General features: G+C 38.0%; 13 protein-coding genes. 9 read left to right on the forward strand and 4 right to left on the reverse strand.

Going from position 1 to position 17,440, the window contains the following annotated elements; all coding sequences use genetic code 11:
- The first annotated feature begins 98 nt into the window (after positions 1-98).
- On the forward strand, positions 99-845 hold the full coding sequence (locus ACFSJE_RS03595; protein ID WP_379829610.1) for a tyrosine-protein phosphatase: 747 nt from the start codon (positions 99-101) through the stop codon (positions 843-845).
- Here ACFSJE_RS03595 and ACFSJE_RS03600 read toward each other — a convergent pair whose 3' ends face one another.
- From ACFSJE_RS03600 to ACFSJE_RS03615, 4 genes are read right to left on the reverse strand one after another with little or no spacing between them, the layout of a single operon-like run.
- Entirely contained in the window at positions 846-3,218 is a 2,373-nt protein-coding gene (locus ACFSJE_RS03600; protein WP_379829611.1) for a GumC family protein, read from the reverse strand.
- A gap of 54 nt (positions 3,219-3,272) precedes the next feature.
- Entirely contained in the window at positions 3,273-4,040 is a 768-nt protein-coding gene (locus ACFSJE_RS03605) for a polysaccharide biosynthesis/export family protein (RefSeq protein ID WP_379829612.1), read from the reverse strand.
- Positions 4,041-4,052: 12 nt separating this feature from the next.
- Entirely contained in the window at positions 4,053-6,002 is a 1,950-nt protein-coding gene (locus ACFSJE_RS03610; protein WP_379829613.1) for a polysaccharide biosynthesis protein, read from the reverse strand.
- Entirely contained in the window at positions 5,999-7,132 is a 1,134-nt protein-coding gene (locus ACFSJE_RS03615) for a DegT/DnrJ/EryC1/StrS family aminotransferase (protein ID WP_379829614.1), read from the reverse strand. The genes ACFSJE_RS03610 and ACFSJE_RS03615 overlap by 4 nt, the downstream gene beginning before the upstream one ends.
- Before the next feature lie 383 nt (positions 7,133-7,515).
- On the opposite strand from ACFSJE_RS03615, the gene ACFSJE_RS03620 reads away from it, so the two are divergent.
- The 8 genes from ACFSJE_RS03620 to ACFSJE_RS03655 all read left to right on the forward strand — a co-directional run bounded on the left by ACFSJE_RS03620 (position 7,516) and on the right by ACFSJE_RS03655 (position 17,439).
- The gene (locus ACFSJE_RS03620) at positions 7,516-8,613 is read left to right on the forward strand and encodes an acyltransferase family protein (protein WP_379829615.1); all 1,098 of its coding nucleotides are present in this window, start codon (positions 7,516-7,518) and stop codon (positions 8,611-8,613) included.
- 1 nt (position 8,614) lies between these two features.
- Entirely contained in the window at positions 8,615-9,640 is a 1,026-nt protein-coding gene (locus tag ACFSJE_RS03625) for an NAD-dependent epimerase (RefSeq protein WP_379829616.1), read from the forward strand.
- A gap of 385 nt (positions 9,641-10,025) precedes the next feature.
- The gene (locus ACFSJE_RS03630; protein ID WP_379829617.1) at positions 10,026-11,357 is read left to right on the forward strand and encodes a UDP-glucose dehydrogenase family protein; all 1,332 of its coding nucleotides are present in this window, start codon (positions 10,026-10,028) and stop codon (positions 11,355-11,357) included.
- 118 nt (positions 11,358-11,475) lie between these two features.
- Positions 11,476-12,807 carry a murein biosynthesis integral membrane protein MurJ gene (gene murJ / locus ACFSJE_RS03635; protein WP_379829618.1) on the forward strand — a complete coding sequence of 444 codons (1,332 nt, stop codon included), beginning with the start codon at positions 11,476-11,478 and terminating at the stop codon, positions 12,805-12,807.
- Entirely contained in the window at positions 12,800-13,693 is an 894-nt protein-coding gene (locus ACFSJE_RS03640; protein ID WP_379829619.1) for a glycosyltransferase family 2 protein, read from the forward strand. Before murJ ends, ACFSJE_RS03640 begins: the two co-directional genes overlap by 8 nt.
- On the forward strand, positions 13,690-14,784 hold the full coding sequence (locus tag ACFSJE_RS03645) for an O-antigen ligase family protein (protein ID WP_379829620.1): 1,095 nt from the start codon (positions 13,690-13,692) through the stop codon (positions 14,782-14,784). Before ACFSJE_RS03640 ends, ACFSJE_RS03645 begins: the two co-directional genes overlap by 4 nt.
- A complete protein-coding gene (locus ACFSJE_RS03650; RefSeq protein ID WP_379829621.1) occupies positions 14,774-15,853 on the forward strand; it encodes a glycosyltransferase family 4 protein in 1,080 nt (359 codons plus the stop codon). Before ACFSJE_RS03645 ends, ACFSJE_RS03650 begins: the two co-directional genes overlap by 11 nt.
- A gap of 143 nt (positions 15,854-15,996) precedes the next feature.
- On the forward strand, positions 15,997-17,439 hold the full coding sequence (locus ACFSJE_RS03655; protein ID WP_379829622.1) for an MBOAT family O-acyltransferase: 1,443 nt from the start codon (positions 15,997-15,999) through the stop codon (positions 17,437-17,439).
- Position 17,440: the final 1 nt, after the last annotated feature.

Below are 17,440 nucleotides of genomic sequence, written 5' to 3' on the forward strand. Positions count from 1 at the left end.
TGGGTTATTATGTGGTTTTTTTAGCCGGTGTTAATGTCTTTGGAAAGTTGACTTCGTTAACCACCATATCCATTATCTTTGCAATCCAAATTTTAAGCATGTTCAGTTTTTTTGAAAAGAAGGTTTTCTTGGCCGACTATCTGCATGGTTTGGTGGACATTCATAATCATATTCTACCGGGAATTGATGATGGTGCCAAAACGGTTGATGATTCCATAGGTCTGCTCAAAGGGTTTTCTGAGATTGGGGTGACCAATTTTGTGTGTACGCCCCATATTATGCACAATTATTACGAGAATACCCCAAGTACCATAAAAGATGCCTATCAAAAATTGGAAGCAAAGCTCGCCAAGGATTCAAATTATCCTGATTTAACCTTGGATTATGCGGCGGAGCACATGATTGATGACAATTTTGAGGAACTCTTGGAAAACAAAAAGGTCATGGGACTTAAAAAAGAGTATCTTTTAATCGAGATGTCCTATCTACAGCCTTCTTTTAACTTTGAAATGGCGGTTGACAAAATTGCGCATCATAATTATTTTCCCATTTTGGCGCATCCTGAACGATACATGTACTTTCACCAAAAGTATAAAAAGTATAATGAGATGAAGACGGATGGAATCTTGTTCCAGCTGAATTTGCTCTCCCTTTCTTCTGAATCGTATGGTACCAATGTTCAAAAAATTGCTGAAAAGCTGTTGGCTGAAAATCTTATAGATTATGTTGGGTCAGATGTGCACAACTTGCGTCAACTAAACCTGATCAAGGAAATTAAATTGTCCACCAAAGTGTTAAATCGGCTGTTACCGGTTATTGAAAATACGATTCAAACCTTCTATTGATCAGGAAAAGTTCCACCATTTTTTCACGGTCTTTCCATAACCATAGCCGTATTTTCCACCATATCCAAGATTAGACTGCTTAACATTGTTCACCACAAAGGAAAGGCCATTGAGTTTTCCCTCGTTTTTAAGCTTTAATGGGAATTCCATTACTTTGGTTTCCGTGGCACCTGCCTTGACTACATATAAAATCTGACTGGCATACTCACTGATCAACAAGGTATCCGTGACCACCATTAACGGAGCGGTATCCACAATGACATAATCATAAATTTCAGAGACTTTTTCGAACAATTCGCCCATCCTTTCATTCATGAGCAATTCCGTCGGATTCGGAGGTATTTTACCAGAAAAAATGATATCAATGGTATTTGAATTAACCTGAGTAGGCACAGTGATTTCACTAAGCTTAACAGATGAATCATACAAATACTCCGTAAGTCCGTTCTTTGTGCTCCTTTTAGGCTTTAGTTTTATGCCATCAGAATCCACATCTTCTGCAAAAAAGTTATATAATTTTGGGTTTCTGATATCAGCTCCAATCAAAAGGACCTTTTTTCCAGTACTGGCATAAATTGCAGCCAAATTGGAGGAAACAAATGTTTTTCCCTCCCCTGGAACACTGGAAGTGATAAAAAATAGATTATCGCTTCCATTTTTTGACTTTTTCGATCTTTGAATATAGTTTAAGTTTGTCCGCAATATTCTCAACGACTCAGCCAAGACCGACCTGTCCTCTTTGGTCACTAATTTGTGATCTTTTTTGCCCAATTTTGGAATTTCCACCAATACCGGCACATCATTTCCAATCAATTTTTCCAAATCCAACTTACTGTGCAGCTTATTGTCCAGCAAATCATTAGCATAAATAACTGAAAAAGGAATTAACATTCCCATAATCAATGCTGCCAAATAAACAATTTTGGATTTAGGAGACACTGGAAGGTCTGAACCATAGGCAGAGTCCACAATCTTTGATTTTGGAGCTGCTGAGGCAAAGGTGATTTGCGATTCCTCACGTTTCTGTAACAAATAAAGGTACAAGGATTCTGTAGTTTGTTGCTGCCTGGAAATATCCCTCAATGCTCTTTCTTTACTTGGAGCAGAATAAATTCTGGAGTTTATCTGTGATAATTGCTTGCTTAAACTATTTACTTGTAAATCAAGGTTGTTGGTAACGTTGTTCAAACTCGATTGTATACCTCTTCGCAAGCCTTCCAATTGCTGGTCCAATTTAACGATTACCGGGTTTTTGGCATTGGAACTTTCCAAAAGCCTATTTCGTTCATATACCAGCGCATTGTACTGCTGAGCTGCATTGGCAATGCCTGGATCATCTAATCCCACATTGGCGGGGATGACATCGTATCCATCTTGATCGCTGATCAGGTCCTTCATGGAGTTGGCAATATTCAATTGAATACTGGTTTCCTGCAATTGTTGCTCACTTGCCGCACTTTGGGTAAAGTTCACACTTGATTGTGAGCCTAAATCAGCAATACCCCTGCTTTCCTTGTAGTTTTCCGCTGTTTCATCAACAGAGGAGAGATCAGTATAAATTTCTGCTATCCTATCATCTATAAAGGTTGAGGTCCTATCTGCCATTGCCTTTTTATCGGAAACGGCATTGGCGTTGTTGGTCAATATTAATTCGTCTATAATGTCGATTGCCCGCTTTTGGATAGGATCCGTAAGGGAAATATTAATGATATTCGACATTTCATCTGCCGGGCTTATCAAAATCTGTTCCCTGCGACTTGCGGCCACATCGGGTATTGGATTTATGGCCACCTTCACCCTTTTGCCCTTATAACTTTTCAAGACTTGGGCATTTGGAACAAGTATGAGGTCGCCTATTTTCGTTTCAATATTAGAACCAAAATCAAATTTTTTGAAAGGCGCATCTTCTTCTTCCCCATATTGAAATGAAGTTTCGGAATCCAAGTCCACATAAAAAAGGTGATTTGATTTATTGACAATGGAATCCGGAGAAATAAAATTGATGGTAAATGGAATATTGTCCCCATACAGTTCATTGTCGCGGATATTTCCCAGAACAAAATACCTTACATTCAATTTTAGTTTCTTGACAACCTGAATAAAATTACTCCTGGACTTCAACAACTCAATCTCATCTAGAATTTTAGTATTTCCAGTTGAAAACACATCAAGGTCTTGTAAAACGCTTAATTCTGATGATGCACCTTTTTCTTCCAAAATTTGAATTTTGGCAGAGGCATTGTATTGAGGAATGGTGTACCTTAAATAAAGAGCGGCCAACAAAACTGCAATGATCATGCTCAAAGCGAACCATTTCCAGTGCTTCAAGTAAGAAGACAAAAGACTTTTAAAATCCAATTCAGGTTTATTCATCTATCAATTATGAAAGGATTGACCAACCAATGGTCAATTGATTTATAACAAAGATTAATTTCTGGTCAACAGTACTACTGTGGAGGTGATTAGGATTGAAACTATGGAGATGGCAATGGAAGCCCTCTGATCCAAATTGGATTGTGTCTTGGCCGATTTGTTTGGTTCAACGTAAACAACATCATTTTGTGTCAGGTAATAAACCGGTGATTTTAAAGCATCTTTTTCATTAAGGTTTATCCTATTGTACACTTTTGTTCCATCAAAATCCCTGATTACCAAAACATTATCTCGCCTACCTTTAATATTGATATCTCCGGCATATCCCAATGCTTCCATAATTGTGATTTGTTCCCCATTCACTGGGTAAGTGCCCGGTCTGTTCACCAATCCTAAAACAGTGACGGTAAAGTTTTTGATTCTTATATTAATGATAGGGTTCACCAAATAGTCCGCGAGCTTCTGTTTTAAAAGATCCTGGGCCTCACTTGGCGAAAGTCCGGCAATCTTTATTTTCCCGATAACCGGAAAATCAATCTCACCATTTTTATCCACTAAGTAATCTACTTGTTCTGGTCGGATACCACCTTCTTGGGCACCTCTATATAAGTTAAATGGCGCACTTGCCTCTGGATCCAAAACCGAAACATAAATACTGACCAAATCATCCACTTTAAATTTGGTGGAAAAGGTATTGTCATCAACCAAGGTCTCAAACTGACTGGTATCTTGAAAATATACTACATCTTTGGAAGAAGAACAGGATACGACCAGAGCGGCAACGGCAAAGGTCAAACATGTCAATTTAATTTTTTGGAACATTGGTTAGCGTATTTATTTGTTTAGTTGTGGTATCTCAGTGTCGGCATTCACATCCTGCACTGCTTCTGGATTTTTCTTGGAGTCCAATTTACAAAAATCGGAATTATTGGAGATGTATTCAGGTACAATACTTTTCATGAGTTGAACTACATTATCCTTGAAGAAAAGATTTGAAATACAAAGCTCATCGATCATGGTTTTTGTTCTCGCATAATCGATTTCCCGAACCTTACTGATCATTATCTTATCATGGTATGTAGGAAGCGTATTTTCTCCATTGGCCAATAACTCTTCGTACAATTTCTCGCCAGGTCTCAACCCTGTTATTTTGATATCTATATCATCTGGATAATGAAGTCCTGAGAGTCTGATCATGTTTTTGGCCAAGTCCATGATCTTAACAGATTCTCCCATATCAAAGATAAATATTTCACCTCCTTTACCCATGGCACCGGCCTCCAGAACCAGTTGCGATGCTTCTGGGATGGTCATGAAATAGCGGGTGATGTCCTTGTGGGTAACCGTTAAAGGGCCTCCTTTTTCAATTTGTTTTCTGAACAGCGGTATTACCGAGCCGTTTGACCCCAATACATTCCCAAAGCGTGTTGTAATGAATTTTGTTTTATCTTCTTGTTGTCGGCAACTGATGTACATTTCGGCAATCCGTTTGGTCGCCCCCATGACATTGGTGGGGTTTACGGCCTTATCGGTTGAGACAAACACAAATTTTTCCACTTCATATTCCACGGCAAGGTCAACTATGGTCTTTGTACCGGCCACGTTGATTTTAACTGCTTCATAGGGGTTTTGTTCCATAAGAGGGACATGTTTGTAGGCAGCAGCATGAAATATTCTATCAGGTCTATGCTCCTCAAAAAGAACACGCATTTTGTTTTTGTCCCTAATGTCACTCACAATGGGAACAAAATTGAAAAAACCAACCTGTTTTAGTTCTTGTTGCAAATCATAAAGTGCGGATTCCGCTTGATCAATAACGATCAATGAACGGTAGTTGTATTTACAAATTTGTCTTACCAGTTCACTTCCTATGGAACCGGCACCACCTGTAACCATGATGACCTTGTCTTCAAAGTCCTTCATGACTTTACTGTTCTTGATTTCAATAGGGGGCCTGTCCAACAAATCCTCAATCTGTACCCTTTTAATCTGGGAAACCTTCAATTCTCCATTGATCCAATCTTCAACCGGGGGTACAATCTTCACCTTAACAGGTAAATCCACTATTTCATTCACCAAGGTGCGCAGCTGTTTAGGCCGTATACTTTGAATGGAGAAAATAACTTCCGAGACATTGTTGAATTTTATAAAATCCTCAGTCAAAATAGACTTGCTGAATACTTTTACCCCATTGATCTGCTTACCTACCTTTTGTTGATTGTTGTCCACAAAGCCGACCACCTTCACTTTCATTTTAGAGTGGTTGGTCAAGGTATTGTAGGTGATAATGCCAGATTCTCCAGCACCGTAGATTATCAAATTCTTGGTTGGGATTTCATTTCTGTTTATCAAACTCTCAAAACATATCTTAAAGACATATCGCGCTGCCGTTAAAGCAATAAAGGTCAACAAACTATTAATGATGATGATAGAAAGTGGAATTGTAAATCCTTCCACAATCCCCATAAACCTATTGATCAAAACTGCGGCTATGGCACCAATACTGGCCATACATACGGCGTTAAAAATGGAATAAACATCTTTAATTCCGGTATGCCGAACTACTCCTTTATAACTTCCTGAAATCAAAAAGGAAAACATGAACAGCACTACCACCACCGGCAATTGTGTCCATAATCGTTGAACATCAAAATTAAAGCTCAGGTTAAACCGAATGCAATACGCAATGATAAACGAGACTGCGACAATACACAGATCAATGAACAGTACGGTCCATTTGGATGCATAATGCCTATCATTGTTAAAAATGTATTTCTTTATCATCTAAGCTCGTTTTTTATTATTCTGCAAATTCTTTCCAAATCTTCCCGTTCCATGCTAGATCCACTGGGTAGGCACAATCCTTTTTCAAAAAGTTTTTCGCTGACACCATTGGTGTAATGTTTGGCATTTTTAAAAATGGGTTGTATGTGCATAGGCTTCCACAAGGGTCTTGATTCGATATTCTCATTTTCAAGAGCTATCCTAAGTTTTTCGCGAACTTCATAACCAGGCGTTAAAATACACGTAAGCCATCTATTGGAATAAGCGCCTTCGGGTTCTTCCAAAAAACTTATTTCGGAAAGGTCAGCCAAATGTTCCTTATAATATTCAAAGTTTTGTCTTCTTGCGTTAACTCTATCTCCAAGAACCTCCATTTGCCCTCTTCCAATTCCCGCAAGAACATTACTCATCCTGTAATTATACCCGATATGGGAATGTTGGTAATGTGGAGCATTGTCCCTGGCTTGTGTGGCCAAGAAAACGGCTTTCTCCTTTATGCTCTTATCTTTTGAAACCAAAGCACCGCCTCCTGAGGTGGTTATGATCTTATTGCCATTGAAGGATAGTATCCCTATATCTCCCAAACTGCCACAACCAAAACCCCGGTAGGAACTTCCTAGTGCCTCTGCACTATCCTCTACTACAGGAATATCATATTTTTTTGAAATGGCATTCACCTCATCCACTTTATAGGGCATACCATATAGGTGTACCGCAACAATAGCCTTAGGTTTTTTGCCCATTTCCATTCGTTCTTTTATCGCTACCTCCAAAAGGGTTGGGGAAATGTTCCAAGTATCCTCCTCACTGTCAATAAAAATGGGAGTTGCTCCTAAATATGTTATGGGATTGGCGGAAGCTGAAAAGGTAAAACTCTGACAAAGCACCTCATCCCCTTTTCCAACACCCATAAGCTCTAGGGCTAGGTGAATGGCTGCCGTACCGGAGCTTAAACATGCCGTGTGGGCATTGTTTCCAACAAATTCTTCGATGGCGGTTTCAAAATAGTGCACGTTGGGTCCTAGAGGAGCTATCCAGTTTGAGTCAAAAGCTTCTTTAACGTAGGCTTCCTCGTTGTTGCCCATATGTGGGGGGGATAACCAAATTTTCTTCAAGACTGTGGTTTCCATTTATTAGTTTTGGGTTGATGTAAGTAGGTGAGCTGTTTAATTCTCATGAGTAAAAGTAATAGGAAAATTTGCCCTTGTTGTGATTTGTATCCACTATTCGCCCAAGATGAAAAAAAAATCGATTAACAGTTCGATCACAAATAATCGATTATCAATGTCCTCTTTTATGGTAAGACTTTTTTTTGGTTGAGTATTGAACGCATCATACCATAGTTATTGCTGTTGGAGGTCAAAACCTGTACTTATTACCGGGCATCCTAATCAAAAATCTTTCAATAAAATCAATATTGGACTTAATCGAGTTTTTCGGTAGATAAACATCTTGCTTTGTTCCACACATTTTTTTTTACACATCTTTGCATTAACATGAAAAAACAAGTGAATTGAAAAAAAGGCTATACCACATTGACCTTCTCCGGTTCATCGCTGCTTTGTATGTATTGTTCTATCATTATTGCTTTAGAGGCCCTTCAAAGGATGACTTATCGGTATTGCATTATGCCCCTCTCGAGGATTTTTCAAAATATGGTTATTTAGGTGTGGACCTGTTCTTTATCATAAGTGGTTTTGTCATTCTCATGACAGCACTAAATTCAGATATTACAAAGTTTATGATATCCCGTTTTAGTAGGTTGTATCCGGCCTATTGGGTTTGTTTGACCATTACCGCCATCGTAATTTTCTTTTACGGGGCACCTGAGCTAAAATTAACACTCCCTGAAACGTTGTTCAATCTAACCATGCTGAATGGTTTTTTTGGAGTTCCTTATGTGGATGGTGTTTATTGGTCGTTGCTCATTGAACTCAAATTCTATATTCTTATTGGTATTATTTTACTGTTCAAATCCATAAAGCACATCAAGCTTTTTGGAATGGTTTTATTGGGAATCGCTGTTCTTCAATTATTGTTCCCTTTTAAGATTGCTCCTTTTCCAATCAAAGTCTTATACTTTATGACCTTTCCAGAATACAGCTCCTATTTTATAGCAGGGATGTTTTTCTTCCTCATTTACAAAGATGGGTTTCAATGGAAGTATCTTTTGGCCATAATTTCATGCTATGTAGTTTCATTGCAATACGCCTTTATACGAATAGATTACTTGAATGAAGCTTACATACACCATTTCTCCTATGTTTCCGTTACCTTGTTCATAACAGTATTTTACGTTTTGTTTTATCTCATTAGTGTAGAAAAATTAGGGATTCTAAACCGGAAATATTTCCTTGCCATTGGGGGTTTGACGTATCCACTTTATCTTATTCACCAAAACGTGGGATATACCATCATCAATCATACATCACCATTTGTAAACAAATGGGTTTTGCTTACCCTTTTGATTCTTTTTATGCTGGCTGCGTCATACGCTATACATAAGCTGATAGAAAAACCATTGGGAAGCTATTTTAGGAAAAAATTGACAGAAAATCGGTTTGTCGTGAGCATTCAATCCAAAATAAAGACTAATTACACTAAAATTTAATATGAAAATACTGGTTACCGGCGCGGCTGGTTTTATTGGGTTCCATGTGTCCAGAAAATTAATAGAGCAAGGACATGAAATAATGGGCCTGGACAATATTAATGACTATTATGATCCAGCCCTGAAATTTGCCCGATTAAGCATACTGGGTATTGACAAGGATGAAGCATCAAAATACAATGTGCCTTCCATTTCCAGTAAATTTCCAACCTTCCGTTTTGTGAAAATGGATCTAGCAAATCGTGAAAACATCGCAAATCTGTTCAAAAATGAAAAATTTGATGTGGTATGCAATCTAGCCGCTCAGGCTGGAGTTCGGTACAGCATTGAAAATCCTGAGGCCTACATAGACAGCAACATTGTGGGCTTTTTGAATATTCTTGAAGGGTGCCGTCAGAATCATGTGAAACATCTGGTTTATGCCAGTAGCTCGAGTGTTTATGGTCTCAACAAAAAGATACCTTTTGAAACCAGTGATTCCGTGGATCATCCGGTAAGCCTATATGCCGCTTCCAAAAAGAGCAATGAATTAATGGCTCATACCTATAGCCATTTATATGGTTTTAAGACCACAGGTCTTCGTTTCTTTACTGTGTATGGCCCGTGGGGAAGACCAGACATGGCAATGTTCCTGTTCACCAAAGCAATTTTGGAAAATAGGCCCATCAATGTCTTTAATCGAGGTAATTTAGAAAGGGATTTTACTTATATCGATGATATTACAGAGGGCGTGGTACGTATTATTGGGGATAATCATACTAATGCCTATAACACTGAAAACCTATACCACCTCTATAATATTGGAAACAACAAGTCCGTAAAGCTGCTGGATTTCATTGATTCCATAGAAAGAAAGTTGGGACAAAAGGCCGAAAAGAACATGATGGATATGCAACCGGGAGATGTTGAGAAAACATGGGCCAACGTAGATCCACTGATTCGCGATTATGACTATAGGCCCAATACCTCTATCCAAGATGGGGTGGATGCCTTTATTGATTGGTATAAGGATTTTTACAATGTTTAACCCCTTCTTCCTTTCAGAATGATGTACCGTTTAAAGTCGGTATTTTCCAATAAAAAGACAGTTTGTCCAATATTCATGGAGATTGATACATTTTTTAAGAAATAATACAAATTCTTTTTGAACATTTGCACTCCAAAACTGCCTCATGAAACCGATCAACCTATATTTCAGCCCCGAATTTTCTTTATTTTTTACACGAAGTGCCGAAATTATTCGTTTCACCCTTGGTGAATGGTTTCTTGATAGTGGAAAAAATGGGGATTTGCTTAGTAACACCTTATTAAAGGCGTACTTTCCCTCCACCCCTCTCAAACATGGAGGTTTGTATGATTACATTTCAAAAAAATCATTAGATCATAAATACAATATCAAATAAATTCAAAAAATGAAATTAACAGTTATTGGAACCGGATATGTTGGTTTGGTAAGTGGAACTTGCTTTGCAGAAATGGGTAACACCGTAACCTGTATCGATATAGACGAGAAAAAAATAGAACGCCTTAAAAACGGTGAAATTCCCATATACGAGCCAGGATTGGAACCCATGGTAAAGAGAAATATTGACAACAAAACTCTTTTTTTCAGTACAGATCTCAGTAAAAATCTGGACCAATGTGATGCTGCATTCATCGCTGTTGGAACTCCAATGGGAGAAGATGGTTCTGCCGACCTCCAATATGTTCTAAAAGTAGCGGCCGATATTGGTAAATATATGACCACTCCTTTGGTCATTGTTGACAAATCCACCGTTCCTGTTGGCACTGCGGACAAGGTCAAAGCCACTGTTGCTGCTGAACTGAAGAAAAGAAATGTTGATATCGAATTTCATGTAGTCTCCAACCCTGAATTCCTAAAGGAAGGTGATGCCATCAATGATTTCTTAAAGCCCGATCGTGTGGTAGTTGGTTCCGATGATGAAAACGCCACAAAGATAATGCGTTCGCTATACTCACCCTTTTTTAGAAGTAGCATGGATCGTTTGATCACTATGGATGTAAGATCTGCTGAAATGACGAAATATGTTGCCAATGCAATGTTGGCCACAAAAATTTCTTTCATGAACGAGGTGGCGAACATTTGTGAGTTGGTCGATGCAGATGTGAACAAAGTACGAATTGGAATAGGTTCCGATAGCCGTATTGGTTATAGTTTTATTTATCCTGGAAGCGGTTACGGAGGGTCTTGTTTTCCAAAAGATGTAAAGGCACTAAAGAGAACCGCGGAGGAACACGGTTACACTCCGGAGCTTATAAAAGCAGTGGAGGATGTCAACAATCGACAAAAATTTGTAATCGCAAAAAAAGTTACCGAAAAATATGGTGAAGACCTAAGTGGCATAACATTCACGGTTTGGGGTCTTGCCTTTAAGCCCGGCACAGACGATATGCGAGAGGCTCCTGCAATTTATATCATAAAAGAATTGACCAAGAGAGGGGCAACCATACATGCCTATGATCCAAAGGCCATGGAAGAAGCGCAGCACTTTTATCTGAAGGACACCCCCAACACCAATTATTTCAACTCAAAATATGCGGCCTTGGAAGGTGCCGATGCCATGATACTATTGACTGAATGGAAGGAATTTAGAGCACCCGATTTCGGAGAGTTGAAAAAACTACTGAAATCACCCGTTATTTTTGATGGTAGAAACCAATATGATGATGAAAAATTGAAATCAATGGGGTTTGAATATCATCAGATTGGGAAAAAAGCCTAAAAGTTCCTTATGGGTTTCTAAGAATTGGTGACGGTACTGCACCTAAAACATGATAATTTTCAACCAAACCAAGTAACCTGCTAGACATGTTGTCAAAAGAGATTGTCCAGCGCAAACGATGAAAAAACTCATTCAAAAAATTCTTCGTGGCTTAAACAACCCACTGGTCAAGAATATTCTTTTGGTCGGCGGGCTTACTTTTGGGGTGAAAATTCTGGGCTTTTTAAAGGAATTGGTTACCGCCTATCATTTAGGTCTATCAGAATTGATAGATACCTTTTTATTGGCCCTGTTAATTCCTGGATTGGTCAATACCGTCTTTTTGGGTCCTTATAAATCTGTTTTTGTACCCAATTTTTTAATCGCAAAAGAAAAGGGCGAGAATGTGGATGAATTCTTGACCAAAACCTTGACCATAAGCATTTATGCTGGTCTTTTTTTTGTGATTATCACCTATTTGGTCAGTGATGTCTTTGTGGAATTCCTTTTTAAAGGGCATACACCGGGCTATTATCAGCTTATTAAATCCCAACTTAATTTTCTATTACCCTGCATTCTAATTTGGGCCATTACCTCAGTGCTGAATGGACTCCTAAATATCCATAAAGAATTCCTTTGGTCTTCTTTGAGCGGTATTTTTACGCCAATCTTCACTATAATTTTCTTGCTTTTTTTTAAATCTATATTTGGCAATTTGGTGCTGGCGCTAGGTATGTTTATTGGTGCATCCATCAATTTACTTTATCTGATTTTCATTTGTAGATCAAAAGGAATACTGAAATTAAAATTCACCAAAGGCCGTTCAGCAAGTATAAATCAAATGATTCGCCAAATACCGGCGAAAATAACATCATCATTGATCAATGGCGCCAATGAACCTGTTGACAAGTATTTTTCGGCCCAATTGGCCATAGGAAGTGTTGCTGCTCTTAACTATGCCAACAAATTACCGGCCTTTGCAATAGGTATTTTTGCGATTGCCATAGCGAATGTGGTACTCCCGCATTTTTCTGGAATTGCTGCTAAAAGTCATTCTATGGCATATAAAGGCCTAAAGAAAATGGCCGTCGCCGTTTTTTTGGCAAGCTTAGCCATCGCTTTTGTAATGTTTATTTCATCGGAGTTTTTAATATCACTTCTTTTTGAAAGAAATGAGTTTAAACCAGAGGACACCCAATTTGTTTTTCCCATTCAGCAAATGTTTGTACTTCAAATTCCTTTTTATGCAGTGGGGGTGATTTTCAACCAATTTTTAACCTCTATCAACAAAAATAATTTCCTCGTTATAAGTTCTTCAATAAGTTTGGTTCTCAACGTAGTATTGAATATTGTATTGATTGATTTAATGGGAGTTTCTGGATTGGCATTGGCTACATCTATTGTTTCGTTCACCAATACAGCTGTATTATTTGTTTATATTTCAAAATTAAAATCGGCATTAAATGTTTAGTGTAATAACCCCAACCTATAATAGGGCCCATACTCTGGACAGGGTATACAATTCATTGCGCAACCAAACCAAAAAATCATTTCATTGGGTTATTGTTGACGACGCCAGTACTGATAATACAGAAGAATTGGTTCAACGCTATTTGAAGGAGTCCAACGACTTCAAAATCGAATATCACAAAAGACCCATCAATCAGGGTAAACCAGCAGCTTTAAATTATGGTTTTGAATTTTGTACAGAACCCATCACCGTAATTGCTGATAGTGATGACTCCTTCGTTCCCAATACCATGAGCGACCTAGAAGAAATCTGGAACAGGGTCAATCAAATGAAAAATGGGTCAAAAATAGCAACGGTATGGACGCTTGTTGAAGATGAAAGACATCGTGTTGTTGGCGACTATTTTCCTTATGATTTTTGGCAAGCTAATCTTCACGATAGATTGCTGGAAAAGAATATGCCTGTAAAAGGCGAAAAATGGCATAGTTGGCGTACCAATGTGCTGAAAAAATATCAAATGTACAGTAATGAATTGTGTCACATCGGGGAAAGTGCAACTTGGCATACCATCAATATTGATTTTGATTTTCTCCATTTAAACATGGTCCATCGCATGTATTACGATTCTGAAGATGGCTTGATCAATAAAAAAAGACCGAAATTAAAGTCGGCAATGACAAAATATTTTACCGCCTACCACCAACTCGCGGAGGTAAAACCTTTTAATATCATCAAATATCGATATTATAATAGTCTGGCGTTTAATTATATGAAATCTAAAATATTTTTTGGCTTTGAGCGAAAAAGTCTGAGTTCCTTAAAAAATATAATTTGCTTTCTTATTTTCCTTTTCCTTCTTCCATACACCGTTTTACATAGAAAATGAACAGGACACTAAAATATTTGGCCCTTGGGTTCACCATATTGAATTTTCCAACGATTGGATTATCTGTATTTGGTGGGGCTGTGGGCAGTATTGTTAGTTCCCTGAGTTTCTTGTTGATGATTGCATACGCTGCGGTATCAAAATCAATGAAGCCTTCAAGGTGGTTTTTGCTCATTTGGGCTTCTTATTATGTGATTGCCGGGTTGCAATTCAACCTAAACGTAGGTGCCAGTGATTACATCTCCCGGATGTTCAAATTCCTGATTGTTGCCATTTTTGCAGGGGAAATTCTCAACAATACCAATAAAAAAGAAATGTTTTGGTTTCTCTTTATTGGTGCTTCGTCCGTCATCATAAACGCTGTTTTCTTTCCGGACAACTATGGTAGGTATGGTGGTTTTTATATTGACCCGAATGCCGCTGGCTTTATTTGTATATCGGGCTACGCTTTGACCTATGCCATCCCCAATGCCAGAATACGGATTTTGGGACAGTTTATTTTTAGTCTTGCGGGTTTTTTGACCTTTTCCAGGACCTTTATTCTAATTTGGCTTTTGGTCAATTTAATATCCCTGAAAATCAGTTTGAAAAACGCCAGGGTTTTTATTTTGGGAGCACTGGTGATCATCATCATGATAAGTTTCTCCAAAGAATTGCAGCTTAATGCGATGCGATTTAAACAACTGGAAAATATCGTTTTAAATGAAAAAGTCGATACCAATGAGCTAAATGAGGATTCGAGGACCAAAACTTGGGCTATTTTTTACGATTACATATTGGATAAGCCCATTTTTGGGAACGGATATGGGTCTTTTCAAGGAAATGGAGTCTACCGCATTGGTCCGCACAACACATTTTTATTTATTATAGGTGAAGCAGGTATTATTGCCATTGCAATCTTTTTGGCTTTTCAGTTTGTACTCCTCAAAAAAAGTTTGGAGCATTTTAAGAAAAATCCACAATTCATAATGCTTTTTATAGCGCAATTCCTGTTTTTACTGACCAACCATAACTATTTCACAGCCTATTATTTGTTGTTTGTGACCTTATGGTTTTATATCAACATCAAAAAATTGGAAAATGAAAATTGATTTTGTCATAAGTGGCCTCAATCCAGGCGGCGCGGAAAGAGTGATGGTCATTTTGGCCAATCATTTTTCTGATATTGGCCACGATGTAAGCCTAATTAGCCTTAATGAAGGGGATGCCTATACGATTTCGAGCAATATCAACCGAATAAAACTGCACCATGGCCGTATAAAGGCAGCTAGAATTAGGGGGTTATTCAATCTTATTGGCCACTACAAAGACAAAAAAAACAGACCGGACGTAATGATCTCATTTATTACGTTGATGAATTTATTGAGCATATTTGTTGCCAAGTTATATCGCATTCCAATCATCGTTTCCGAGCACAACAGCTATCTCAGGTACCAAAAACCAAAATGGCTTTGCGATTTTACCAGGACCTTTTTCTACCCAAAAGCCAATTACGTAACGGTCCTTACCTTGTTTGACCTTCCTTATTATAATAAAAAAGGGTGTAAAACAGTTGTAATGCCCAATCCGGCTACGTTTACGCCAATTGCGCAATTACCTGCTACAAGAAAGAAATATATACTTGCCGTGGGCAGTTTGGACCGATACCTAAATAAAGGATTCGATAATCTAATTCGATTGATAGAACCCATCCTAAAAGCAAACAAGGATTGGGATTTAAAAATTATAGGTGGAGGCGATAAAGGCAAACCTATTTTGACCGATTTGGTTGCCAAAAACAATTTATCGGAACGCATCCATTTTACGGGACAAGTGAATAATGTCAGGGATTTAATGGCGGAGTCGGAAATATTTATTTTGCCATCAAGATTCGAGGGATTGCCCATGGTTCTCTTGGAGGCCATGTCTCAAGGAATGGCTTGTATTGCATACGATTGTAAAACGGGCCCATCAGAAATGATTACCCAGGATGTGAATGGTTTACTCATCGATGATCAAAACGAAGAGGAAATGCAAAAGGGATTGACCCGCCTAATGGAGTCTGAGCACTTAAGACGTCAATTAGGGGAAAATGCGCTTAAAAGCTTAGAAAAGTATAGCATTGAGAATGTTGCTAACATCTGGGAAGGTTTATTTCAGGAGATAAAAACAAGATCATAAGGGATTTTTAGGAGCACCAAATTTCGATTGGACTTCTTTTTTTGCTTTATATGGATTATTGATTGAATTTCTATCTACTTAAAATAAATTTGTTAAAAGAAAGTTTTTAACCCCTAAAAAGACTATCCGATCTAGCCAACTATATGTTATTTAATTCCTACGAGTATTTAATTTTTTTACCGCTGGTATTTCTATGTTATTGGTTCGTTGTAAATAGAAATTTAAAGCTCCAAAACTTTTTTATAGTCTGCGCCAGTTATTTCTTTTATGGCCTTTGGGATTGGCGTTTTCTTTCGCTGATTATTTTTAGCACGTTGGTCGATTTTTCAATAGGCCTTCTGTTAAATCATGAGAACAGGCCATCCAGAAGAAAATTATATTTATGGACCAGTATCGTCGTCAATTTAGGTTTTCTCGGGTTTTTTAAATATTACAACTTTTTCATTGACAGTTTTGTAGACCTCTTCAATCTTTTTGGAATCCAAATTCAAGGAAGCAGTTTAAACATTATTCTTCCCGTTGGAATCAGCTTTTATACGTTTCAAACCTTGAGCTACACTATTGATGTGTATAAAAGAAACCTTGAGCCAACCAAAGATGTAATGGCTTTTGCCGCATTTGTGAGCTTCTTTCCGCAATTGGTCGCTGGACCCATTGAAAGAGCCACCAATTTATTGCCCCAATTTTACCGACCCAGAACCTTTGATTATGATAAGGCCAAAGATGGACTACGGCAAATTCTATGGGGTTTGTTCAAAAAAATAGTGATTGCGGACAACTGTGCCACATATGCAAATATCATTTTCAATAATTCGGAGGAATATTCTGGAAGCACACTGTTTATGGGAGCATTCTTTTTTGCTTTTCAGATATATGGCGATTTTAGTGGATATTCAGATATCGCCATAGGTACCTCAAGATTATTTGGGATTGACCTAAAACGAAATTTCGCTTACCCCTATTTTTCGCGTGATATGGCAGAGTTCTGGAGAAGATGGCACATATCACTTTCAACGTGGTTCAGGGATTACCTATATATTCCATTAGGAGGTAGTAAGGGAGGTACCCGAATGAAAATTAGAAATACATTCGCCATCTTTTTGGTCAGTGGGTTCTGGCATGGTGCTAACTGGACTTTCATTGTTTGGGGATTATTGAACGCCCTTTATTTTTTACCATTAATGCTTTCTGGAAAAAACAGAAAGAATACCGATTTGGTGGCTGAGGGCAGACTTTTACCCAGCTTTACCGAAATTGGTCAGATGCTGGCTACATTTTCACTGACCGTATTGGCTTGGATTTTTTTTAGGGCCAATTCAGTTTCGCATGCCATGGAATATCTATCAGATATTTTTACCACCAAACTCTTCGCTGTTCCAGAAGTTTTCTCAATAAGGGCATTTGCATTTATTCTAGTGCTTATAGGGTTTGAATGGTTCAATAGGTCTAAGTTGCATCCGTTGGAGGTCAATGAAGATGCAAAGGCAACTTTTGACATTAAACGATGGGTACTATATTTTATACTGATATTCTCGATCATCATGTTTAATGGAGAACAACAGCAGTTCATCTATTTTCAATTTTAAT

Source organism: Flagellimonas iocasae, from assembly GCF_042682725.1.
Lineage (GTDB): Bacteria > Bacteroidota > Bacteroidia > Flavobacteriales > Flavobacteriaceae > Flagellimonas > Flagellimonas iocasae.